20 protein-coding genes are annotated in these 23,339 nt (G+C 61.8%); 14 read left to right on the top strand and 6 right to left on the bottom strand.

Annotated elements, in window-relative coordinates; all coding sequences use genetic code 11:
* The first annotated feature begins 12 nt into the window (after nucleotides 1-12).
* From ftsH to sseA, 5 genes are all read left to right on the top strand, one after another.
* Complete coding sequence (gene ftsH, locus JWZ97_RS09170) at nucleotides 13-1,929, top strand: ATP-dependent zinc metalloprotease FtsH (RefSeq protein WP_240342575.1); 1,917 nt, start codon at nucleotides 13-15, stop codon at nucleotides 1,927-1,929.
* A gap of 492 nt (nucleotides 1,930-2,421) precedes the next feature.
* Complete coding sequence (gene glmM, locus JWZ97_RS09165; protein ID WP_205434450.1) at nucleotides 2,422-3,765, top strand: phosphoglucosamine mutase; 1,344 nt, start codon at nucleotides 2,422-2,424, stop codon at nucleotides 3,763-3,765.
* Nucleotides 3,766-3,791: 26 nt separating this feature from the next.
* The gene (gene gloA / locus JWZ97_RS09160) at nucleotides 3,792-4,181 is read left to right on the top strand and encodes a lactoylglutathione lyase (protein ID WP_205434449.1); all 390 of its coding nucleotides are present in this window, start codon (nucleotides 3,792-3,794) and stop codon (nucleotides 4,179-4,181) included.
* A gap of 96 nt (nucleotides 4,182-4,277) precedes the next feature.
* On the top strand, nucleotides 4,278-5,033 hold the full coding sequence (locus JWZ97_RS09155; protein ID WP_205434448.1) for a flagellar brake protein: 756 nt from the start codon (nucleotides 4,278-4,280) through the stop codon (nucleotides 5,031-5,033).
* Between the two features lie 15 nt (nucleotides 5,034-5,048).
* The gene (gene sseA, locus JWZ97_RS09150; RefSeq protein WP_205434447.1) at nucleotides 5,049-5,903 is read left to right on the top strand and encodes a 3-mercaptopyruvate sulfurtransferase; all 855 of its coding nucleotides are present in this window, start codon (nucleotides 5,049-5,051) and stop codon (nucleotides 5,901-5,903) included.
* 18 nt (nucleotides 5,904-5,921) lie between these two features.
* On the opposite strand, the gene JWZ97_RS09145 is transcribed toward sseA, so the two are convergent.
* The gene (locus JWZ97_RS09145) at nucleotides 5,922-6,236 is read right to left on the bottom strand and encodes a DUF2288 domain-containing protein (protein ID WP_205434446.1); all 315 of its coding nucleotides are present in this window, start codon (nucleotides 6,234-6,236) and stop codon (nucleotides 5,922-5,924) included.
* A 680-nt stretch (nucleotides 6,237-6,916) separates the two neighbouring features.
* Here JWZ97_RS09145 and JWZ97_RS09140 point away from each other — a divergent pair.
* Both JWZ97_RS09140 and JWZ97_RS09135 read left to right on the top strand, forming a co-directional pair.
* Nucleotides 6,917-7,600, top strand: coding sequence for a VPLPA-CTERM sorting domain-containing protein (locus JWZ97_RS09140; protein ID WP_205434445.1), 684 nt, complete (start codon nucleotides 6,917-6,919; stop codon nucleotides 7,598-7,600).
* 195 nt (nucleotides 7,601-7,795) lie between these two features.
* Nucleotides 7,796-10,111 (top strand): Tex family protein, encoded by a 2,316-nt coding sequence (locus JWZ97_RS09135; protein WP_205434444.1) that lies wholly within the window; start codon nucleotides 7,796-7,798, stop codon nucleotides 10,109-10,111.
* An 83-nt stretch (nucleotides 10,112-10,194) separates the two neighbouring features.
* Here JWZ97_RS09135 and JWZ97_RS09130 read toward each other — a convergent pair whose 3' ends face one another.
* Nucleotides 10,195-12,000, bottom strand: coding sequence for a sigma 54-interacting transcriptional regulator (locus JWZ97_RS09130; protein WP_205434443.1), 1,806 nt, complete (start codon nucleotides 11,998-12,000; stop codon nucleotides 10,195-10,197).
* A 7-nt stretch (nucleotides 12,001-12,007) separates the two neighbouring features.
* Nucleotides 12,008-12,976 (bottom strand): tRNA-dihydrouridine synthase, encoded by a 969-nt coding sequence (locus JWZ97_RS09125; protein ID WP_205434442.1) that lies wholly within the window; start codon nucleotides 12,974-12,976, stop codon nucleotides 12,008-12,010.
* 128 nt (nucleotides 12,977-13,104) lie between these two features.
* On the opposite strand from JWZ97_RS09125, the gene JWZ97_RS09120 reads away from it, so the two are divergent.
* Nucleotides 13,105-14,919 carry an ABC transporter ATP-binding protein gene (locus JWZ97_RS09120; protein WP_205434441.1) on the top strand — a complete coding sequence of 605 codons (1,815 nt, stop codon included), beginning with the start codon at nucleotides 13,105-13,107 and terminating at the stop codon, nucleotides 14,917-14,919.
* A 7-nt stretch (nucleotides 14,920-14,926) separates the two neighbouring features.
* On the opposite strand, the gene JWZ97_RS09115 is transcribed toward JWZ97_RS09120, so the two are convergent.
* Genes JWZ97_RS09115 through JWZ97_RS09105 form a run of 3 tightly spaced genes read right to left on the bottom strand, consistent with a single transcriptional unit; the run spans nucleotide 14,927 to nucleotide 16,936 of the window.
* Nucleotides 14,927-15,733, bottom strand: coding sequence for a DNA-binding domain-containing protein (locus JWZ97_RS09115; RefSeq protein WP_205434440.1), 807 nt, complete (start codon nucleotides 15,731-15,733; stop codon nucleotides 14,927-14,929).
* On the bottom strand, nucleotides 15,724-16,611 hold the full coding sequence (locus JWZ97_RS09110) for a DUF692 domain-containing protein (RefSeq protein WP_205434439.1): 888 nt from the start codon (nucleotides 16,609-16,611) through the stop codon (nucleotides 15,724-15,726). Before JWZ97_RS09110 ends, JWZ97_RS09115 begins: the two co-directional genes overlap by 10 nt.
* A gap of 55 nt (nucleotides 16,612-16,666) precedes the next feature.
* Nucleotides 16,667-16,936, bottom strand: coding sequence for a hypothetical protein (locus tag JWZ97_RS09105; RefSeq protein ID WP_205434438.1), 270 nt, complete (start codon nucleotides 16,934-16,936; stop codon nucleotides 16,667-16,669).
* Between the two features lie 149 nt (nucleotides 16,937-17,085).
* On the opposite strand from JWZ97_RS09105, the gene JWZ97_RS09100 reads away from it, so the two are divergent.
* The 6 genes from JWZ97_RS09100 to JWZ97_RS09075 all read left to right on the top strand — a co-directional run bounded on the left by JWZ97_RS09100 (nucleotide 17,086) and on the right by JWZ97_RS09075 (nucleotide 22,893).
* Nucleotides 17,086-17,709: a sigma-70 family RNA polymerase sigma factor gene (locus tag JWZ97_RS09100; RefSeq protein ID WP_205434437.1), complete on the top strand. Its 624-nt coding sequence runs from the start codon at nucleotides 17,086-17,088 to the stop codon at nucleotides 17,707-17,709.
* Nucleotides 17,706-17,957 (top strand): zf-HC2 domain-containing protein, encoded by a 252-nt coding sequence (locus JWZ97_RS09095; protein WP_205434436.1) that lies wholly within the window; start codon nucleotides 17,706-17,708, stop codon nucleotides 17,955-17,957. The genes JWZ97_RS09100 and JWZ97_RS09095 overlap by 4 nt, the downstream gene beginning before the upstream one ends.
* Nucleotides 17,958-18,167: 210 nt before the next feature.
* A complete protein-coding gene (locus tag JWZ97_RS09090; protein WP_205434435.1) occupies nucleotides 18,168-19,820 on the top strand; it encodes a DHA2 family efflux MFS transporter permease subunit in 1,653 nt (550 codons plus the stop codon).
* Nucleotides 19,817-21,289, top strand: a complete 1,473-nt coding sequence (locus tag JWZ97_RS09085; RefSeq protein WP_205434434.1) for an efflux transporter outer membrane subunit — start codon at nucleotides 19,817-19,819, stop codon at nucleotides 21,287-21,289. The genes JWZ97_RS09090 and JWZ97_RS09085 overlap by 4 nt, the downstream gene beginning before the upstream one ends.
* A complete protein-coding gene (locus tag JWZ97_RS09080) occupies nucleotides 21,286-22,560 on the top strand; it encodes an efflux RND transporter periplasmic adaptor subunit (RefSeq protein ID WP_205434433.1) in 1,275 nt (424 codons plus the stop codon). The genes JWZ97_RS09085 and JWZ97_RS09080 overlap by 4 nt, the downstream gene beginning before the upstream one ends.
* 132 nt (nucleotides 22,561-22,692) lie before the next feature.
* Nucleotides 22,693-22,893, top strand: coding sequence for a hypothetical protein (locus tag JWZ97_RS09075; protein WP_205434432.1), 201 nt, complete (start codon nucleotides 22,693-22,695; stop codon nucleotides 22,891-22,893).
* Nucleotides 22,894-23,339 lie beyond the last annotated feature (446 nt).

The raw sequence follows: 23,339 nt of genomic DNA, 5'->3' as shown, positions 1-23,339 counted from the left end.
CAAGTGAACGATATGCTAAAAAATATATTGCTGTGGGTGGTCATCGCCGTCGTGCTGATGTCCGTGTTTAATAACTTCGGAACCCGCAAGTCGGTCGATTCCTCGATGTCCTACTCCCAGTTCATCGCAGCGGTGAACGAAGGTCAGGTGAAACAGGTGACCATCGACGGTCAGACCCTGCGCGGCATGCTGGGTACCGGGGAGAAATTCAGCACCTACACCCCCCAGGATCCGCATCTGGTCGACGATTTGTTGAAGAACCACGTCGAGATCAAGGCGCAGCCGCCGGAACAGCAATCGCTGCTGATGCAGATCTTCATCTCCTGGTTCCCCATGCTGTTGTTGATCGGCGTGTGGGTGTTCTTCATGCGCCAGATGCAAGGCGGCGGAGCCGGCCGTGGGGCGATGTCCTTCGGCAAGAGCAAGGCTCGCTTGCTTGAAGAGGACCAGGTCAAGGTGACCTTCGCGGACGTCGCCGGTTGCGACGAGGCGAAGGAAGACGTCACCGAAATGGTCGATTTCCTCAAAGACCCCAGCAAGTTCCAGAAGCTGGGCGGCAAGATACCGCGCGGTGCTTTGATGGTGGGGCCTCCGGGTACCGGCAAGACCTTGCTGGCGCGCGCCATCGCGGGCGAAGCCAAGGTTCCGTTCTTCACTATCTCGGGCTCCGACTTCGTGGAAATGTTCGTCGGCGTGGGCGCGTCCCGTGTCCGCGACATGTTCGAACAGGCGAAGAAACATGCGCCTTGCATCATCTTCATCGATGAAATCGATGCCGTGGGCCGTCATCGTGGTGCGGGCCTGGGCGGCGGACACGACGAGCGCGAGCAGACGCTGAACCAGTTGCTGGTCGAGATGGACGGATTCGAGGGCAACGAAGGTATCATCGTGATCGCCGCCACCAACCGTCCCGACGTGCTCGACCCGGCACTGCTGCGCCCTGGCCGTTTCGACCGCCAGATCGTGGTGGGATTGCCGGACGTGAAAGGCCGCGAGCATATCCTTAAGGTGCATGCCAAGCGCGTGCCTTGCGCGGACGACGTGGAAATCAAGTGGCTCGCTCGCGGTACGCCGGGATTCTCCGGGGCCGATCTGGCCAATCTGGTGAACGAAGCCGCCCTGTTCGCCGCCCGCAAGAACAAGCGGGTGGTCGAGATGGACGACTTCGAAAAAGCCAAGGACAAGATCCTGATGGGTGCCGAGCGCCGTTCCATGGTCATGAGCGACGAGGAAAAGAAACTCACCGCTTACCACGAGGCCGGTCACGCCATCGTCGGCCGCCTGGTGCCGGAACACGACCCGGTATACAAGGTCAGCATCATGCCGCGCGGCCGTGCGCTGGGCATCACGATGTTCCTGCCGGAGCGCGACCAGTACAGCGCCAGCAAGCAGAAGCTGGAAAGCCAGATATCCAGTTTGTTCGGCGGGCGCATCGCGGAAGAGTTGATCTTCGGCAAGGAGCGGGTTACCACGGGCGCTTCCAATGACATCGAACGCGCCACCCAGTTGGCCCGCAACATGGTCACCCGGTGGGGATTGTCCGAGCGTTTGGGTCCCTTGGCTTACAGCGAGGAGGAGGGCGAGGTATTCCTCGGCCGCTCCGTGACCAAGCATAAGTCGGTGTCGGAAGAAACCGCGCATCTAATCGATGAGGAAATCCGCTCGGTGATCGACCGCAACTACGAGCGGTCTGAGCAGATACTGCGCGAAAACCTCGAAAAGATGCACGTCATGGCCGACGCCTTGATCAAGTACGAAACCATCGATCGCCTGCAGATAGACGACATCATGGAAGGCCGTACTCCTCGTCCGCCACAGAGTTGGGACGATGTCACCCCGCCGGCCAATAAGGACGACCGGGGAGCGGGCGCGACGGGCGTGTTGGACGACACCGGAAGCCTGGGTGGGAAACCGGCCGCGCAGCATTGATCCTGAATCTATAAAGCTCCATACCGGCCCCCGCCTTGAGCGGGGGCTTTGTTTTTGGAGCCCTGAGCAGGATTTTCCAGTCCCTTGCGGCCACGGCTTTTTGGCCGCCGTTGCATTTCCGGTTTCGGTGGGGGGCCCCGCTTGTTCCGTCGCCATGTCGATGGCGGATTGCCTTCTGGCCGGACGGAATTCTGAGCCGAGTGAACGGGATGGAATTTGCTAGAATTCGAGGGGCTTTTCAGGCCCTATACAAGGCTCGGAACGGGAGCGCTCACTTAGTTCGCTTATCGAGTATGAGCGAGCGGCTCGCAGGGTGCGCAGTTGGGCCTATGCCTTCTTGGCTTTGGAGCAGTTGAGTGATTAAGGTGGCCCGGATCATCTATTTGTGGGGGCAGTCTTCAGCCCGCGAAATATCGCGGCCTGAAGGCCCGTTCCCTGACCTGTCAATCATTACAACTGCCTTACTCGGAACACAATTGAGGACGTCATAGCGTGAAAAAATTATATTTCGGTACGGATGGCATACGCGGGAAAGTCGGTGTTAGCCCCATCACGCCCGATTTCATGCTCAAGCTGGGTTGGGCGGCGGGTCGGGTTTTTGCCCGCGAAGGCGCGCATAACAATGTGTTGATCGGCAAAGACACCCGTATATCCGGATATATGTTCGAATCGGCTCTGGAAGCCGGTTTGTCGGCTGCCGGGGTCAACACCCAGTTGCTCGGTCCCATGCCAACCCCGGCGGTGGCATATCTCACGCGCGCCTTCAGGGCCCAGGCCGGCATCGTGATCAGCGCCTCCCACAATCCGCATTACGACAATGGGATCAAGTTTTTCTCGTCCGACGGTATGAAGCTGCCCGATGAGATCGAGCTCCAGATAGAGGAGCAGCTCCAACAACCCATGAGCACGGTGGATTCCATCCGCCTAGGGAAAGCGTCGCGTATCAGTGACGCGGCCGGCCGTTATATCGAATTTTGCAAGGGTACCATTCCGTCACGCATGGATTTTTCCGGCACGAAGATCGTGGTGGACTGCGCCCATGGCTCGACTTATCACGTCGCGCCGCCGGTGTTCGAGGAAATCGGCGCCAAGGTGATACGCATAGGCGTTCAGCCCGACGGGCTGAACATCAATGAAGGCGTCGGCGCCACCAAGCCGGAGAAATTACGGGAAACGGTGCTGGCCGAGAAGGCGGACTTCGGAATCGCGCTGGACGGCGACGGCGATCGCTTGATCATGGTCGATCACCTGGGCGAAATCGTAGATGGCGACGAACTGCTCTTCATCATCGCCAAATCGCGTTTGGATGCCGGTACACTGCGCGGTGCCGTGGTGGGTACCTTGATGACGAACCTGGGCATGGAGCACGCCCTGGCCGATCTGGGCGTTGTGCTCAAGCGTGCTGCCGTCGGCGACCGCTATGTCATGGAGATGATGCTGGAGCTCGAAAGCCTGCTGGGCGGCGAAGGTTCCGGGCATATCATTTGCCGAGACCGAACGACCACCGGGGACGGCGTAGTGTCCGCGCTACAAGTCATGGCGGAGTTATGGTCGTCCGGCAAAAGCCTGCACGAACTCAAGAGCCGGATGCATAAATACCCTCAGGTATTGCGCAACGTGAAGATACGCGAGCGGGTCAACCTCGACACCATAGAGTCGGTACAGAGGGTCAAGGCCGAGGTCGAGAAGGAGCTGGGTACCGCCGGGCGTTTGCTCATACGCGCTTCCGGTACCGAGCCTCTGATCCGCGTCATGGTAGAAGGCCGCGACGAGGCGCAGGTGGAGAGCCTGGCCGAGCGGCTCGTCGATTCGGTAAGCGCCGCGTTGGCCGCCTGAGTTTGAGGGTAGGCAGGAGCATGTCGATGAGAATATTGCACACCATGTTGAGAGTGGGCGATCTGGAGCGATCCATCGCTTTTTATACCGAGGCGCTGGGCATGAAGCTGTTGCGTAGGCATGAGTACCCGGACGGACATTTCACCCTGGCTTTCGTGGGGTTCCAGGACGAACGAGATGCCAGCGTGCTGGAGCTCACCTATAACTGGGGCGTGGACCGTTACGAGTCGGGCACCGGTTTCGGACACATCGCGGTGGAGGTCGACGATATCGATGCCGCGTGCGATCGCGTCCGGCTATGGGGGGGCAAGGTCACGCGCGAACCGGGGCCCATGAAACACGGAAATACCGTGATCGCTTTCGTCGAAGATCCGGATGCTTACAAGATCGAATTCATACAAGCGGGAAGCTGGTAGTCTGGTTCACAACGCCGATGGCAGGGTCGGCAGTGATCCAGGCGTTATGGCATCTCCGCTATGCAGCCTATCGTTAGAACTTGAACGTGGCGCGCCATGATGCCACCGTCGGATTTAATCAAGGGTTACACTCTCTTCGGCAAGGGGGAGATACTTGAAAAGCTGCGTATCATCGAGACGCGGCGGATATTGTTGAGTTCGAGTGTCGCCGGCAGCAATACCGGATTTCTCACCCTCATCGTGAAAATCCTGCCGGAAAAAGGCTTGATGGCGGTCGATACCAGTGCCAATGAAGGTCTGAACCGGTCATTGGTGGACGCAGAAGAAGTCAGTTTTGCTTGTCGCGTGGATGGAATCGAAGCCCGATTTTCCGTTGGTCGAGTCAAAGAGGCCAGTATCAATGGGCAGGACGTGTTTGCCGTGCCGCTGCCCGATCGCCTGTATTGGCTTCAGCGCCGCAGATGCTACCGTGCCTATGTGCCGCAGGCCATGCGGGTGACCTGCCATATTCCCCTAGCCGGGAGAGAGCCGGCCGAATTGGAGGTGTTGGACATCAGTCTCGATGGCCTCGGCTTGTCGGGATTTAGCGAGCAATTTTCCGCCGAACCGGAAGTCGGTCAGCGTTTCGAAAACTGCTTGCTACTGCCGCGTCTGGCGGGTGAACCGGCGACGATCGAAATCCGAAGCAAATTGGCGACCACCGTAGGCCATCGGCCCGCCTTCCGCCTGGGATGTTCGATGTCGAGTCGGAGCCGTGGCTTTCAAGTGCAAATCCAGAAGCTGCTCTACGACTTGGAAATGCACAAGAAGAAGATGGATCAATCAATTAGTACCGGTGTTCACTCTCCCTGATTCTGGGTTCTGGATATGACGACACAAGAAAATAACGCGCTCGTGGATTGCGAATGGCTCGCGGCCAAGTTGGGCGATGCAGACCTAAGAATAATCGACGCCAGTTTCTTCTTACCGAACCAGCAACGGCACGCTCGCGCGGAGTATCAGCAGGCGCATATTCCCGGCGCGCTGTTTTTCGATATCGACGAGGTCGCTGATCGAAGCAGCGGTTTGCCGCATATGCTGCCGAGTCCGGAGCACTTTGCCGCTGCACTGGGCCGACTGGGTATAGACGCGCAAACACGGGTGGTCGTTTACGACAGCAATTTTTTTATGGCGTCGGCCCGTTTGTGGTGGACTTTTCGGGTTTTTGGCCATGAGCGGGTTTCCGTGCTGGACGGCGGGTTGGAGCGTTGGCGTGCATCGGGGTATCCGGTGACAAGAGACGAATCTTCCCCGGCCGAAATCCATTACCCCATCCCCTCCGTCCGTCGCGATCTGGTGTGTGATTTGGCCGCTATGAGGAGGTTGAGCGGCGAAGGAAGCGCGCAGATCGTGGATGCCCGGTCACCGGGACGATTTGCCGGCACCGAGCCGGAGCCCCGGCCGGGGCTGCGCTCGGGGCATATCCCCGGCAGCCGGAACCTTTTTTTCAAGGATCTGATTGACGATCACACGCGGTGCCTGCGGCCCTTGGAGGCGCTGGCGACGCTTTTCGCGCCGGTTGTCGCCGACGAGCGACGCATCGTGGCCACTTGCGGTACTGGCGTCACGGCTGCGATCCTGGCGCTGGGGCTCTACCGCCTCGGCTACCAGGATATCGCTGTCTATGACGGTTCCTGGACCGAATGGGGAGGGCTTGACGATACCCCGGTTGCTACCGGCTGAGTGGAATCTTCACTGCACTTAGCCTGATCGCCCCGCGGAAATTTCCTGAATCAACACCCAAGGCGCGGTAACCACGGCCCAGAATTCGGGTTGTGTCTCATGCCAGCGACGGGCCTCTTCGATACCCGCTTTTCCGAGCAGGTGTTCCGTTAACCATTGCTGAACCACCGCTTTGTCGTCCGCGGCCATGGCCGCGGCGACCTCCACCAGATCGAGTTGGCCGCTCACCCATATAAGCGCTCCGCGCGCGAAATGGCGTTCGAGTTCGGACCAGGTCAACCGACCGGTCTCTTGGTTTAACTTGGCATTCAACTCCGATAGTGTTTGTTTCATAGGGTATGGAGGTAAGGTTATGTCTACCGTTATTAACCGGGCGCTTAATATGGATTGGCTCAAGATTAATGTAGATCAGTCAGTTATGATTGATTAATCGTATTCTGGCCGGGTTGATAGCAGAAATGGGTAGGTAATATTTTGCCTTCGGCAAGGCGTGCCTAATGATTTCCGGGCGGGTGGATGGTGGTAAATTCTATACGGATAATACGCAGTGCAATTTTACACGTCATTCGACACGATATCCCCCGGTAATCAGGTTGACGTCGACAGGCGACAACCACTGGCTTCGATCACGAAAAGCCCTTAATGGCAGGGGTAAGGCCGCTTCTGGATAGTGCTGACTCGGTATACCGCCGCTTTCAGAGCATGGTTATTGTTGATTGGACAGCACAAATAAGCACCGGGGTGTCCGAATTTTTTACAACACCCGATCAAATCTCGGGGCATGAAGTTTCGAGTGGCGCCGGAGGCTTTATAAAACAAAGGTTTGAAATTGTGGCTCATTTTTTGCAATAGTTATCCGTGGGCAGATGCAGTGACTTAGGCCAGTTTGCATCGGTCGTTCGCATGTGCTGCAGTGTCTCTGGCGTATCACGTCCGAAGCGTAAGTGGGAGTTGTTTTGCACCCAGGGATGAGACTGTAGGTACGGAAATTTTCATTTTTTAGAGGACCTGTTATGAATAAACTGAAACAAGCTTTGGTTGCAGCCGGCTTGGCGTTTGCCGCATCGAGTGCGAGTGCGGTGACACTACACGGCGCGACCGTAGACTTTTCTTTCGATGAGTCGCTGCTGAATGGTCTGTTTGGAACTTATTCTGTAGTAGGGGACGAGTTGTCTTTCTCGCCGGTGGCTTTCGAAGCGACCGCGCCGGGTACGGGACTGCCGGTGATCACCCAATCGACCACTCCTCTGATCACGGTCACCGCGAAGTCCGGTTATACCCTGACGGGCGCCAACCTGTTCGAGCAGGGCGGATATGAGCGCTGGGGTAACACGGCTGGCGACACGACGGTTGTCGGCGCGGGCGGCAATTTCTACGTGAACAACCTGTCCAATCCGTTCAGCGCAGGATCGCTCGACGATGTGAAGACTTGGGCCGAGGCCGCCGCGGACACGGCGCCTACCGATTGGTGGGCGACACAAAGCGCGGGCTTGGATTCTGCAGAATCCGCAACGGTGAAGATCACCAACGTCTTGCTGGCATGGAGTTCGTCGCCGGCCGATTACGCCTCCATCAACAAGACGCTGGTTTCCATCGGCATCGATACCACCGCGGTACCGGTACCGGCGGCTTTCTGGCTCTTGGCATCCGCCTTGGCCGGTTTGTTCACCATCGGGCGTCGTAATAGCGCTGCTTGATGCGTCAGGCTTGGTAACACGGAGAACCCCGCTTCCGAGCGGGGTTTTTTTTGCCCGAATCGCAGCGCTTGCGCCGAGCGCCGTGTAAGAGTACCCGCCCGGTTCGCTCGGGGCCGCGCTAAGCCGGTATTTCGGGGATGTAATCGGCGATACTGTTAAAATGGCCAGCCGAAATACTCGATTGTAAGGATTTTTATGAATGTCATCGCGCGTATAGCCGAAGAGCTTGCCGTCGGTCTGCGCCAGGTTCAGGCGGCGGTCGATTTGTTGGACGAAGGTGCGACGGTGCCTTTCATCGCCCGGTATCGCAAAGAAGCGACGGGCAGTCTCGACGATACCCAGCTCAGAACGCTGGAGGCGCGGCTCGTTTATCTCCGCGAATTGAATGCGCGCCGTGAAGTCGTCCTCGCCAGCATTCGCGACCAGGGCAAGCTGACGCCCGAATTGGAGCAGGCGATCCTGGCGGTCGATACCAAGACTTTGCTGGAAGACCTTTATCTCCCCTACAAGCCGAAACGCAGAACCAAGGCGCAGATTGCCCGCGAGGCCGGCCTCGAACCACTGGCGGATGCCTTGCTGGCTGACCCCGGCCTGTCGCCGCAAACGGAAGCGGCGAACTATGTGAGCGAGGAAAAAGGCGTGACGGATGTGGCGGCGGCCCTGGAAGGCGCCAAACAAATCTTGATGGAGCGTTTTGCCGAAAATGCCGGTCTGCTGGCCGCTTTGCGCGACAAAATCTGGGCGGAAGGTATCTTGGCCTCGACCTTGGCAACCGGCAAGGAAACCGAAGGCGCCAAATTCCGCGACTACTTCGATTTCGCCGAGCCGATCGCCAAAGTCCCGTCGCACCGGGCGCTCGCGCTGTTTCGCGGGCGCAACGAGGATGTGCTGAACCTGAATTTGCGGGTAGGCAAGGACGAGGATGCGAGCCATGCGACCTGTGCAACCCTGGTCGCGCAGGCTTTTGGTATTGCCGATAAGGGACGGCCGGCGGATCGCTGGTTGCAGGACGCCGTTCATTTCGCCTGGAAGGTGAAGATACTCACCCGCATCGAGCTGGATCTGATGCAGCAATTGCGCGAAACCGCCGAAGAAGAAGCCATAAGGGTGTTCGCCCACAACCTGAAGGATCTGCTGCTGGCCGCTCCCGCGGGTCCCAAGGCGACGATGGGCCTGGATCCCGGCCTGCGCACGGGGGTCAAGGTGGCCGTGGTGGACGCCACCGGCAAAGTGCTGGATACGGCGACCATCTATCCGCATCAGCCGAAAAACCAGTGGGATCAGTCCATCGCCATCCTGGCCCATCTGATCAAGCAACACGGTGTACAGCTGGTCAGCATCGGCAACGGCACGGCTTCCCGGGAGACCGACCAACTCACGGCCGATTTGATGAAGCGCCATCCGGAGTTGGGGATCACCAAGATCACGGTATCGGAAGCCGGCGCCTCGGTGTATTCGGCTTCCGAACTGGCGGCGAAGGAGTTTCCTGATCTCGATGTGTCGTTGCGCGGGGCTGTGTCCATCGCACGCCGCTTGCAGGACCCGTTGGCCGAATTGGTCAAGATCGACCCCAAGTCCATCGGCGTCGGCCAGTACCAACACGACGTCAACCAGTCTCATTTGGCCCGCAGTCTGGACGCGGTGGTGGAAGATTGTGTCAACGCCGTGGGTGTGGACGTGAATACCGCCTCGGTCTCGCTGCTGCGCTATGTCTCCGGCCTGTCGCAAACCATAGGGCAGAACATCGTCGAATACCGCAACCAGAACGGCCCGTTCAGAAACCGCGATGAATTGAAGAAGGTCGCCCGCCTCGGCGAGAAGACTTTCGAACAGGCCGCCGGTTTCCTGCGCGTCATGGACGGCGATAACCCGCTCGATGCTTCCGCCGTGCACCCGGAAGCCTACCCCATGGTGCGCAAGATCGTCGGGCAGACCGGCAAGGACATTCGCGAGCTGATCGGCAACGCCGCCTTCCTGCGTGGCGTCAATGCCGAGAATTACGTGGACGAGCGTTTCGGCCTGCCGACCGTGACCGACATTCTGAAAGAGCTGGAAAAGCCGGGTCGCGATCCGCGCCCGGAGTTCAAGAGCGTCAAATTTCTGGAAGGAGTTGAGAAGATCACCGATCTCAAACCCGGCATGACGCTGGAGGGCGTGGTCACCAATGTCGCCAACTTCGGGGCTTTCGTCGACATCGGCGTGCATCAGGACGGTCTGGTGCACATATCGCATCTGGCCGATCGTTTCGTCAAGGACCCGCGCGAAGTGGTCAAGACCGGCGACATGGTCAGGGTGAAAGTGCTGGAAGTGGACGTGGCGCGTCAGCGCATCGCCTTGAGCATGAAAAAGGAGGCCGAGCCGGCGGCCAGAGACGGCAAGCCCGCCGCCGGAGCGTCTCGCGGTTCGAACCCGAAAGAGGGCGAGCGCGGCGGCCGGCGCGAGCGTCGCGAACCTCAGCCGCAGGTCCAGGGTGCGATGGCGGAGGCTTTCGCCCGGGTGTTGAAGAAATAGCTTCGGTCGGGGAGGGTGGTGATCGAATCCCGCTCGCCGCATGGCTGCGGCAGGTCTGCAATCCCGTTCGTATCGCGCAGGCCTTAGCCGGTATTCCTGAAAATGCCGAGCTTCTGCATGCGCGAACGCAGGGTGTTGGGGTTCAAGTCCAGCATCGCTGCGGCGCCCTTGGGGCCGGAGATGACCCAGCCGGTGTCGCGCAGGGCTCGCAGGATGTGCTCGCGTTCCACCGCTTGCAGGGATTCCACGCGCCCCACCGAGCTGACGGGGGCGGGGCGGGGATCGACCAGGGGCGGGATTTCCAGCTTCGTGCCCGGACTGAGGATGACCGCGCGTTCGATTACGTTTTGCAGCTCGCGCACATTGCCTGGCCATGAATAATGCAGCAGCCGTTCCAGCGACAGGGTTTCGATGTCGGTGATGCGCTTGCCGAATTTCCGCGCATATTTGTCGAGAAAAAAGCGGGCCAGTAGCGGGATGTCCGAAACCCGCCGACGCAGGGCGGGTACCTCGATGGGAAACACGTTGAGCCGGTAATACAAGTCGGAGCGGAAGCGCCCCAAGGCGACTTCTTCGGCCAGGTTGCGGTTGGTCGCGGCGATCACCCTCACATCCACCTTGAGCGTCTCGCTGCCGCCCACGCGTTCGAATTCCTGCTCCTGCAACACGCGCAACAACTTGGCCTGCGCCGAGGGCGGAAGTTCACCCACCTCGTCCAGCATCAGCGAGCCGCGATCCGCCAATTCGAAACGTCCCTTACGCTGCTGGGTTGCGCCGGTAAAGGCGCCTTTCTCGTGGCCGAATAACTCGCTTTCGATCAGCTCGCCCGGCAGGGCCGCACAATTCACCTTGACCAGCAGCGCGCCGCGGCGTTCGCTGTATTCGTGGATGGCGCGGGCGAGCAATTCCTTCCCGGTGCCGGTTTCACCCAGCAACAGGACGGGGGTGTCGGTGCGGGCCACCATGCGCGCCTGTTCCATCACGGCCCGCATCTCCCGGGAACCGCTGACGAAATCGTCCGGATTGTGCTCGTCGTTGAGCACTTCCTGCAGATAGCCTTTTTCCCGCTGTAGCTTGTCCAGTCTTTCCTCGGCCAGCCGTCGGTCGTTCACGTCGCGCAGGATGAGGGTGTAGAGTTTTTGCCCCCCCGCTTCCAGCGGCGAAAAAGTCGCCTCGATGGGGAATTCCTCCCCGTCGGCGCGGCGCGCGGTGAGTCCTTCGGGGGCCCAGGATTTGCGTGACGAGGTGTCGAAGTCGACGAACTGTTCGAACAGCGCGCGGCAGTGCGCGGCGATGAAGCGATCTATGGGCTGGCCGAGGGCGAAATCGGCCGCACAGCGGAATATGCGGGCTGCGGCGGCATTGAACAGGGTGATTTTATGATCCCGGTCTATGGTCACGATGGCATCCATCGCGGAATCCAGGATGGAGGAGATGCGCCGCTCGCTGTCGCTCAAGGCCTGCATCGCCAGTCTTTGTTCCGTCCGGTCGCGCTGGGTCTCCACGACCGCGATGATTTCGCCCCGCTCGTCGGTGATGGCGCCGGCGTCGATAACCAGATAAAGCTTGCGCCCGTCGGGCATCAGGCACCAGTTTTCCGTGTGACGGGTGGCGCTGCCGGCGATGCCATCCCGGCTCAATTCATAGAGGCCGGCGGCGTCCCCCAGGCTGTCGTCGAGCAAGAGATCGGCGAGGCAAGGCCGCTCCTCGGTGTAAAAGCCCCGCCAGTGGCCATTCGTGCCCAACATTTCCGCGGCCGCGATGCCCGTCAGTTGTTCGCAGGCTTTGTTCCAGATCACCACGCGATGCCGGGCATCCAGCACGAAGGCGGCAACCGGCATGTGTTGCAGCAGATGCTCGGCGAGGCTGTCTCGAGTCAGTCTTTCCATCGGGAGCTCAAACGGGGTCGACCGCTATTTCCAAGCGCGGAAGGCAGGCGCCGAACAGCTTGCGCTCCAGGTCGAGCGGATCGACCACCGTGCGCAGGTTTTGATAGGCACGCTCCGCTTCGGGATAGGTGCGGCGCAGATAATTCAACCATTGCTTCATGCGCCCGCAACGGTATTTGACTTGCACATGCCGGCCAACCAGACGCCAAAACTCCAGCAGCAGCGGTTGCAGTTCCGACCAGGACACCCTGGCATCCTGGCCGTGCTTGATCGTCCGGGCCAATCCGGGGTTGGCCACCGCACCCCGGCCCAGCATCGCATCGTCCACGCCCGAAATGTCCCGGCAGCGCTGATAATCCTCGGCGGTCCAGATCTCGCCGTTGGCGACGACCGGGATGTTGACCGCCGCCTTGATCGGCGCGATCCGCTCCCAGTAAGCCGGCGGACGATAACCGTCTTCCTTGGTGCGTGCATGCACCACCAGTTCTCCCGCTCCGCCGGCCCTGATGGCCCGGGCGCAGTCCACGGCCCGATGCGGATCGTCGTAGCCCAGGCGCATCTTGGCGCTGAGCAGCATATCCGGCGGGATGGCGGCGCGGACGGCGGAAACCACGGCGTAGAGCCGCTCGGGTTCGCGCAGGAGGATGGCGCCGCCCTGGTGCCGGTTCACCGTTTTCGCCGGGCAGCCGAAATTCAGATCGATGCCGGTCGGCTTCAGCGTCGCCAGCCGGGCCGCGTTCTGGGCCATGAAATGCGGATCCGAGCCGAGCAGTTGCACCCGCACCGGGACTCCGCTGTGCGTCAGGCTGCCGTTTTCCAGCTCGGGCGCAATGCGCAGGAAGCTGCGCGGCGGTTGCAGGCTGCCCGACACGCGCAGGAACTCCGTCACGCAGATGTCGACGCCGCCGAGGCGGGTCAACACGTCGCGCAGGATGTGGTCGAGCAGGCCCTCCATGGGGGCGAGGTAGATACGCAAGGACTGAAACTCCGAAGGCCGGATCGTCATTATTACGCAGTGCGAGGCCTTAGGCTCGCTTCATATGAACACCGGCGTGCCGCTTCGGGGATAATGCCCGCTCGCCTCCATGGTCCAATCCACGTCTCATGCCCAACTCGCCCGATCTACTCGCATTCCGTCGTGCGGCCGAAGCGCCTTCGCTGCCGACCGGCACCTTCCGCTTCATCCGCTACTGCATGGCCCGGTTTCGCGGCTGGATCGTGCTGATGTTGATCCTGGAAACGGGGCAGGCGGCGAGCAACATCCTGGCGCCTTATGCCATCAAGACCGTCATGGACGCGGTCGAGCGCGGATTGAAAGGCGGCGAGGTGCTGAATCTCCTGGGAGGGCCGCTGCTGCTGCTGGCCGGGCTCAATCTGGCGGAAATCCTGTTCAGCCGGAGCAGCGGCGCGGTACTGATCCTGGTCGGGCCGCGCCTGCGCATGCGCACGACCCGGGCGCTTTATAGCTATCTGCAGTTCCATTCTCCCCGCTATTTCGGCGATCACTTCGCCGGCGCACTGGCGCATCGCATCAGCGAAACGGCCATGAGCGTCAATCACACGATTTGGACCCTGATGTTCGATTTCTGGCCCATCGCGGTGGTTTTCGGGGTCTCCATCGCCCTGCTGTTCGGCGTGCATCAGGGGCTGGGCGGATTCGTGGCCGGCTGGATCGCGGTTTACGTGGCCTTGTCCTACTGGCTCGCCACCCGTTGTCAGCCCTATGCCCAGAATTTTGCGGCGGTGCGCAGCCAGGTGAACGGCAAGATCGTCGATGCCGTGACCAACATCCTCAACGCCAAGCTGTTCGCCCGGCTGGGCTACGAGCGGGAATACCTGGACGAGTTTCTCGATGCCGAGGTCCAAGCCGGGCGCCGAACGTTCTGGTACATGGAGCGGGTGCGCTGGTTCCAGTTCATCGCCGCGGCCACGCTGAAAGTGGGCACCGTTTATTACGCCTTGACCCTGTGGGACCAGGGCCTGATCGGCGTGGGCGATTTCACCATGAGCGTCGGCATCGCCCTGCTCATCATCGGCGATGCGCGCAATCTCTCCCGCCGTTTCCTGGAGTTCTTCGAATATCTGGGCAACGTCGCCAACGGCGTGGACACCATCGTCCGGCCGCACGAGATCGTCGATGCGCCGGGCGCCGGCGAACTGGCCGTGAAGCAGGGGCGCATCGAATTCCGCGAGGTGCGCTTCGGCTACGATTCCGACCACCCGGTGTTCGACGGCTTGAACGCGATCATCGAGCCCGGTCAGCGCGTCGGTCTGGTCGGTTATTCCGGGTCGGGCAAATCCACTTTCGTCAGCCTGCTATTGCGCAACATCGAGCCGCAGGGCGGCGAAATCCTGATCGATGGAACCGACATCGCGAGCGTCACGCAGGATTCCCTGCACGAACAGGTCAGCCTGATTCCTCAGGATCCCAGCCTGTTCCACCGCAGCCTGGGCGAAAACATCGGCTATGGCAAGCGGGGAGCAAGTCAGGAGGAAATCCGCGCGGCCGCCCGTCTCGCGCATGCCGACGACTTCATACAGGCCATGCCCGAAGGGTATGCCGCCCTGGTCGGCGAGCGCGGCGTGAAACTTTCCGGCGGACAGCGCCAGCGCATCGCCATCGCCCGGGTGATGCTCAAGGACGCGCCCATCCTGATCCTGGACGAGGCGACGTCCAGCCTGGATTCGCTGACCGAAAAAACCATACAGGAAAACCTGGAGCTGGCCATGGGCAAGAAAACCGTCATCGCCATCGCCCACCGCCTGTCCACCATCGCGCACCTGGATCGCATCCTGGTATTCGACGGCGGACGCATCGTGGAGGACGGCGGCCATGACGCGCTGCTGGCCCGCAAAGGGCATTATCATCGTTTGTGGACCATGCAGGCCGGCGGCTTTCTTCCGGAAGAAGTCGGCTAGCGCTTGTTCAATCCGGCGCGGCTGAAAACCCGCTCCCACACTCGTAAGCGACGACCAATTCGTCGTCCACCCAGCGTCGAAGCAGGCTTGCGGCCACGGTGGCGGCGTCGGCGCCGCCGTCCAGGCGCAGGCTCAGTTCTTCGCACCAGTCGGCGAAACTCGCGCCCTTGCTGGCGGTTTGCAATGCCCAGCCTTCGTTGTCGTCCAGGACACGGTAATAAACGCTCAGCCCCCGGCGCCATACCAGCCAGGGGCGCGGATTTTCTTCGGCCGGCATTTCGGGCAGGGCTGCGTCGTCCGTGGCGGCCCGCCACAGCGGCGCCACGTCGTGGCGCAATTCAAAAATTTGCAGGGACGCATGAAAGTGCAGCCGCAAGTCGGGCCAGTGCTCCAGTGGGACGGCGCTGAGCGCGGCCACCTCCAGCGGGCTCGCGTCGGCCGCGTCGAAAGCCAGGCTCAGTGCCCATTCGAAGCGCGCCAGGTCGGCCAGGCCCGGATGACCGGACAGCCGTTCGGCGAGGCTCGCCCCCGCCCAGCGGATGGAATAATGCCTCGACGGCACGGTTTCCGCGTAGGCGTAAGCCAGCTCGGCGAAAGCCCCGGCACCCATGACGGCGCGAAGGGCCGGGTAGTCCGCGCCCAGGGCTTCGGCCAGGCGGAGCCGGTAGGCGTCGTGATAAACGCGAAAACGCTGCTCCGCCGCCTCGGGCGTCTCGGCGGCCACGAAGCCGGGTGCGCCCGGCTCGCCGCTCAGGACGGCGGCCTGGAAGCGCCGCTGCAGTTCGGCCAAGGGTACTTCGTTTTTCAAGCCCATAAGTCTTCCGGGGTCCCGAGCGTTTCGGCGTGTTTGCGGCCGCGATCCTGCAATGCCCGACCGGCGGCGTCGCGCGCCAGTTGCAGTTCGTCCAGCAAGTCCGCCAGGGGCGGGATGGCGTCGTCGCGCTCTATCATGGTGGAAACCGGTCCGCAATGGCGTATCGCTTCCTCGTACAAGGCCCACACCGGGTCCGCCACCGGATGGTCGTGGGTGTCGATGACCAGATCGCCGTAGTCGGAATGGCCGGCCAGATGGATTTGCCAGACGCGTTCGGCGGGTATCCGGGCAAGGTATTGCCCGGCATCGAAGCCGTGATTGCGGGCGCTGACGTAGATATTGTTGACGTCCAGCAGCAGCAGGCAATCGGCGCGTTCCGCCATGGCGGCGATGAATTCCCATTCGCTCATTTCCGAGTGGCCGAAGCTCAGATAGCTGGACGGATTTTCCATGAGGATGCGCCGGCCGAGGAAATCCTGGACTCGGGCGATGCGCTCGCAGACGTGGCGCAGCGTTTCCTCGGTATAAGGCAGCGGGAGCAGGTCGTGCAGGTTGATGCCGTTCACGCCGGTCCAGCACACATGGTCGGAGATCCAGGCCGCTTCGATGTCTTTCGCCAGGGCTTTGACCTTGGCCAGGTAGCCGAAGTCCAACGGGTCCGTACCGCCGATGGACAATGAGACCCCGTGCATGACGATGGGGTAGTGCGCGCGGATGCGCTCCAGGTAATGCAGCGGCTTGCCGCCATCCACCAGATAGTTTTCGGTGATGATCTCGAACCACTCCAGAGGCGGTTTTTCCGCCAATATGGTTTCGTAATGTTCTTTGCGCAGCCCCAAGCCGTAGCCCAGGTAAGGACGCTCGCGGTGTTGCAGCATGGATGAATTCTTCGTGGGATGGCGGAGCCGGCGTTTGCCGGCTCCGCGCTGGAGCTTACTTGGAGATGACCTTGCCGCCCTTGGCCTCGCATTCGGCCTTGTTGGCGGCGTACAGCCAGCCCTGGCCCTTGCAGGCGTTTTGTCCGGAACAGGCATTGCTGGCGGTGCTGCAAGCCGACTGGCCCTTGCAGGCATTGATGCCGGCGCATTGGACCTTGGCTTCCTGGGCTCCGTCTTTTTCCGCGGCCAGCGTCGTGCCGTTGGCGAACAGGGCGGCGGCGGCGGTGGCCAGCAACAGGCCGGAGCGGTAAGGAGCTTGCTTCATGATGAACTACCTCTCTAAGTGGTTATGATATAGCCGTAGATGAACCGGCCTCGCCGGCCCGAGCCCTAGGACTCCTCGCTTTGTCGCACAGCGGAGGTCTTTCTTACAAGGCTCTTCCCTCAGCCCCGTCAATTTACCCGAGATTCCGCATGCCACCCTCCGCCATACCGCCGGACGACCGAGTAAGCACCGCCCCCGAGACCTGGCTGGACGCCTACGGCGATTATCTCTACCGCTATGCCCTGGTGCGGGTGCAGGACGTTGCCCTGGCCGAGGACCTGGTGCAGGAAACCCTGCTGGCGGCGCTCAAGGGCCGGGAGGGTTACGACGGCCGCGCCTCGGAGCGCACCTGGCTGACCGGCATACTCAAGCACAAGCTGTTCGATCAGCTGCGCCGCCAATACCGGGAAATACCTTACTCCGACGCCGCAGATGGCGATCCGGCCGACGAAGACTCCGGGGCAGGGGATTTTTTCGCCGCCGAAGGGCACTGGGTGAGCAAGCCGGCCGCCTGGAGCGACCCGGCCAAGTCCCTGGAAAATGCCCGATTCTGGGAGGTTTTGCAGCGCTGTGTCGAGCGTCTGGTACCCAGACAGCGCCAGTTGTTCGTGCTGCGGGAGTTGAACGGCGACAGCAATGAGGAGATTTGTAAGGCGTTGGGTATTTCGGCGACTAACGCGGGTGTGGTGCTTTATCGGGCGCGCATGAGCCTGAGGCTGTGCCTGGAACATAACGGCTTCGGCGAACCGAACGAACGGGAGCTCGATCGATGATGAATTGTCGTGAAACCAGCCTGCTGCTGTCGCGGAGGCTGGACACCCCCTTGTCGTTGCGGGAGCGGATCGCCTTGCGCCTGCATCTGATGATGTGCGACGGCTGCCGGAGTTTCGCCGCGCAGATGCGCTGGCTGCACCGGGCCACGGCGGAACTGGAAACCCGGATACTCGGGAATGCTTCCTTGAAACTGAGCGAGCCCGCGCGGACGCGGATCGCCCGGGCTTTGCGGGATGGACGGCATTGATCGCAACGGGCTAGGCGGGCGGCGACACTGTCACGAAATATCGCGAAGTCATGATATTTGGTGATGGTTCCCGCCTCGATCCCTGGCCCCGACACGGGGTTCATGCCCTTAAGTATTTGAAATTCATGAAGTAAAGCGATGTCCGCGCGCCCGGCACGGGAGCTGCAATGGACTGGGCCATCCAGCCTCCATTCCTTATCGCTCCGACGCATGACATCCGCCGACAAGAACGCCCGCGCCGCCTGGGCACCGCTCACCCACGACAGCCTGAACAAAGCCCGGAACGGCGCCAGTGCCCTGACCGGCGTGCAATTCTTCCTGCTCAATTTCGGCTTGCTGTTGGGCAATCTGCTGGTCCTTTTCAACACCGGCGCTTTCGCTTCCATCAGCCTGCACGCCACGGGCGATCTGGGTGTCAGCCCCAGCCACGCGTCCTGGCTGCAGAGCTACTACTTCGTCAGCCTGGCGATCTCCCTGCCCATCAGCGCCTGGCTGGCCGCACGCTACGGCGAAGTCCGCCTCTACCTGTTTTCCCTGCTCGTCATCGCGCTCGGCTCGCTGATCTGCGCTAGCACCGGAGATTTGAGCGCGTTCGTGCTGGGCCGGGTGTTGCAGGGATTTTTCGGCGGACTCACGCTGCCTTTGTCGCAGACCCTGTTGATGCGGGAATACCCCGAGTCGCAGAAGGCTTACGCCGTGGCCTTATGGAGCCTCGCGGCCCTGAGCCCATTCACCCTGGGGCCCTACGCAGGAGGCTGGATCGCCGATCAGTGGGGGTGGCGCTGGCTGTTTCATCTGAGCATTCCGCTGCTGCTGGTCTCGGCCGGACTGGGCTGGGCCTTGCTGATCGAGCGCACGGCGGAGCGCCGCTCGCCTCCTTTCGATCGCGTCGGCTTTGTTCTGCTGGTCTTGGCGCTGGGCTGTTTGCAGACGGTATTGAACCGCGGGCAGGACGAAGACTGGTACAACTCGGCGCCGCTCGTAGCGCTGGCCTGTCTGGGCATCACGGCGCTGGCCGGCTTCATCGCCTGGGAGCTGGGCGCCAGGACCCCCTTGCTGGACCTGAGGCTGTTCGCCCGGCGCAATTTCGCCGTGGCCACCCTCGTGCTGAGCCTGGGTTTCCTGTTCATGTATGGCCTGCTTTCCGTCCTGCTGGTGCGCCTGCAGGCGGTGTCCGGCTATTCCTCGCTGCTGGCCGGTTCGGTGCTTCTGCCCTTGATATTTTTTGCCAAACCCATGGCGGCATTTTTCCACCGTTATGCGCAAGGCCGCGACGCGCGCCTGTTGGCCAGCCTCAACCTGCTGGCGTTCGCGGCTTATTGCTACTGGACCAGCCGCTACGATTTTTTCGGGCGCAGCAGCCTGTTTACCAACGTCTTGTGGTCGCAGGTCTTGGAGGGCTTCTGCCTGGGCGGCTTGTTCGTGCCGCTGACCACGCTGTTTCTTTCCGGCCTGACGCCGCGCAGGCAGATACAGGCGGTGGAACTGGGCGGCATGTTGCGCGTGCTGGGCGGCAGCGTGGCGTCGCCGCTGCTGGGCGTGTTGTGGGAGCGGCGCGCCGCGTTCCACCAGAGCCGCCTGGCCGAAGGCCTGACCGCCTACGATCCGCTGTCCGGCGCAATGATCTCCACGCTGCACTCCGCCGGCCTGCAAGATGCGCAAGCCGTGGCGGGTCTCGCCGGCGTGGCGGGCCGGCACGCCGCGATCCTCGGGCTGGACGACACGTTTCGCTTTTGTGCCTGGGCCTTTATCGCCCTGGCGGCCCTGGTCTGGCTGGCCGAGCCGGTGGGTCGTCCAAGGCGGGTCAAGCGCGGGGAAGCCACACGCGGAAACGCTTTAAGCTCACGGATGGAGGCGCCATGAGTCTCCGTCGAACCGTCGGTCCGGCATTCACCCTGCTCGGCCTGTCCGCGCTGCTCACCGCCTGCATGCCGTTGCCCGGCGGCGGCGTGCAGGCCAGGCTCATGGATTTGTCCGGCGAATCGCGGACTTTGAGCGCGGATCCGGCTGCCGAGCGCATCGTGAAGCGCTGGCCCCGGGAAAAATGGTGGGTCGATTTTCACAATGCCGAGCTCAACCGGGTCATCGAAGCGGCGCTGGCCGGCAGCCCGACGCTCAAGGTCGCGGTCGCGCGCCTGAGCCAGGCCGAAGCCGCGGCCGATTACCGGGCGGCGGACCTGTTGCCCAGCGTGGGGGCCCGCGCCGATCTGCACCGGCGCCGGTTTTCCTCCACCGATTTTTACGGGCCCGCCGGCGGCCACACCTACACCGGTGCCTACCTCGATCCCGCGGTTTTCAATTACCACCTGGATCTCTGGGGCAAGGACAAGGCGAATCTGGAGGCGGCGCTGGGCCAGGAAAAGGCGGAAGCCTCGGAGCTCGCCGCGGCGCGCCTGCTGCTGAGCACGGCGGTGGCGCGCGCATATTTCCTGCTCGGTTCGACCGAGGAGGCCATCGCCTGGGCGCACGCCCGGGTGGAAAAATCCGCGGAAAAGCTGCGTCTCGCCCGTTTGCGTTGGGAGCGCGGCTTGGAAGCACAGGATCCGGTGCACGAAGACGAGCAAAAGCTGCAAGATGCCCATCAACGGGAAAGCCATTTGCATGCCGAAGCGCAAACGCTGCGCAACCGGCTCGCCGCCCTCGCCGGACGAGGGCCCGACTGGGGACGGGAAATCCGCATTTCCGCCGGCGCCTATGCGGAACGCTTCCCCCTGCCCGAAAGGCTACCCCTGGGGTTGCTGGCTCACCGGCCCGACGTGGCAGCGGCGCTCTGGCGCGCGGAGGCGGCGGCTCGTTTGGTGAAAGTGGCCGAGACCAACTTCTATCCGGACGTCGATCTGGTGGGTTTCGCCGGGCTGCGCAGCCTCAATCTCAAGGACTTGTTTCTGTCCCACGGAGCCAGTGTCGCCTATTCGATAGGGCCGACCGTGACCCTGCCGATCTTCGAAGGCGGCCGCCTGGAGGCCGAGCTGAAGCACGCGCAGGCGGCCCACGCCGGTGCGGTGGAGGGCTACAACGCGGCCTTGCTGGCCGCGGTGCAGCAAGTCGCCGATGCATTGGCCCATTGGCGGGAAACCCTGGATCACGACGCCACCCAGGAGCGGGCGCTGGCGGCCGCGGAGGCGGAAGCCGAGTTGGCCGAGCGCCGATTCCAGGCGGGCTTGAGCACCCGCGACGGCGAGATAGACGCGGCAACCAGGCTGATCGAACAGCGCCTGAAAGCCAGCGAACTTCGATCCGAGCATCTGCAAGCCGCCGTCGGCCTGATCGCCGCCCTGGGCGGCGGCTACGAAAATCCCCAGACCCAGCCGGCATCCGGCACGCAACCATGAGCAAACGACACGAAGGCAAGCCCACTGGAATCAAAGCGATCAGGCGACTGGTGAAAAAACACACGGTCCGCAGCCTGCGCTACCGCGAGCGGCTGGATCGGCGTACCCACCGGCTGGCCGTGATTTCCGTTCTCGTGCTGGTCACGGGGCTAGGCTACGCGCTTTACTGGCGGGTCTGCGCCAGCCGCTACGTCGTCACCAACGACGCCTATGTCGCGGGCAATTTGGTCCCCCTCAAGGCGCAGACCAGCGGTACGGTCGTCGATGTCCGCGCCGACGACACCCAGTACGTCCGGCAGGGCAATGTGCTGGTGCGCCTGGACGGATTGCAGGCTCAGGTCGCCTTGGAGCAGGCCGAGGCCGATCTGGCGGATGCCGTGCGCGAGGTCGAAACCCTGTTTAGCCGGAGCGAGGAATTGCGTGAGAAACTCGCCGCCAAGGAAGCAATGCTGAACCGCGTGCGCCGCGATCTATCCCGTTACCGCAGCGTGGCCGGCGAGGGCGCGGTGTCGGGACAGCAGGTCGAAGATACCGAATACCATTTCCGCGAACTCGAAGCGGACGTTCGCCAGGCGCGCGCCGAATTGGCCGGCGCCGATGCGCGGGTGCAGGCCACCACACCGGAGGACAACCCGAAAGTCCGGCAGGCCGCGGCTGCGCTCAAGCAGGCGTACTTGAGCCGCGTCCGCCAGGACATCGTCGCCCCGGCCTCGGGCTATGTGGCCAAGCGCGCCATCCTGCCGGGCGACCAGGTAAAGCCGGAGACGCCGCTGCTGGCCATCGTGCCGCTGGATTATTTGTGGATCGACGCCAATTTCCTCGAGGACGAGTTGACCCACGTCAGGCCCGGCCAGCCGGTGGAGATCACGGTCGACCTGTACGGCTCCGGCGTCGTCTACCACGGCGAGGTGCTGGGGCTGGCGCCCGGCACGGGCAGCGTGTTCGGCCTGCTGCCGCCGGACAACGCCACCGGCAACTACATCCATATCCGCGAGCGGGTTCCGGTGCGCATCGGATTGCGGGCCGAAGAGCTCAAGGCCCATCCTTTGCGTCCCGGCTTGTCTGCGCTTGCGCGCATCGATACCGGATCGCCCGGTCGCCCGGTGCTGGAACCGCTGACCCCCTTGCCGGCGGATGCCTACCGAACGGAGGTTTACAGCCGTCAGCTGGAGGGCGCGGAGGCCTTGATTCGGGACATCGTGCGGGCCAACCGGCGCCCGCTGGCCGGACATCTCGCGGAGGCTGGCGATCCGGCCAAACATAAGCTTTGATTTATCGTCTGGATCAGAAATAGTTACGCTTTTGGGAACGTATAAGTTTCCTGTATGCAAACAATGCATTTCAGACTAAATCTCCAGGAATTCGGTATGATTGTTTCCGAAGCATAAATTCTGGAGGTAGTTATGCACTTTTTGTTGCTGATATTGCTTTCGCCTTTCGGGGTCTTGCTCGCGGTCTTCGGCTTGGTGGTCTTGATCCTCGCCGTTTCGGCCGTGCTGGAGTTCCCCTGGATCATACCGCTCGGATTCGGCATCGGTTTGCTGAACCGTTTCTTGTCTCGGAAAATCAGCAAGCCGGGTATTCCATGCGAAAACGAAATCTAAGCCTCGTCGCAAGGCTTTCCCTTTGAAAATCCCGGTCATGCGCCGGGATTTTTCTTTTTGGGGCCCGCGGAAATTTGGCCATCGGTCAGATGGGCGTAGGGACCAGCCGGGCCCCGGACACGGATCGTTAAGGCAGTAGAAATTGTCGTATTGACACGGAGTTTCGTTGCCAAGCCGAACGGACCGTGATATTGCATCACTCGCGTTTTGCTGGTTGGCCGCTGGTGTTCCCTGTACGGCATTTGGACGCTGTATGGCGAGCTAAGAAATGAGTGACCGGGTTCGGGTTCCTCGTCCCGTCGCCGGACACGTTGCGTCGGTATCGATCAGTGCGTGGGAGTAGCCATGAGCCATGCAAGGCTTTGTTGGAGTAGCGCGGGCCGTAGGATGAAATTGCAGCCCGGGATCACTACGGATTACCGCTTTCTCGTTGCGTCCACGGTCAA

It is taken from the genome of Methylococcus sp. EFPC2 (genome assembly GCF_016925495.1).
Taxonomy (GTDB): domain Bacteria; phylum Pseudomonadota; class Gammaproteobacteria; order Methylococcales; family Methylococcaceae; genus EFPC2.
This window is presented reverse-complemented; position numbering and strand designations above follow the sequence as displayed.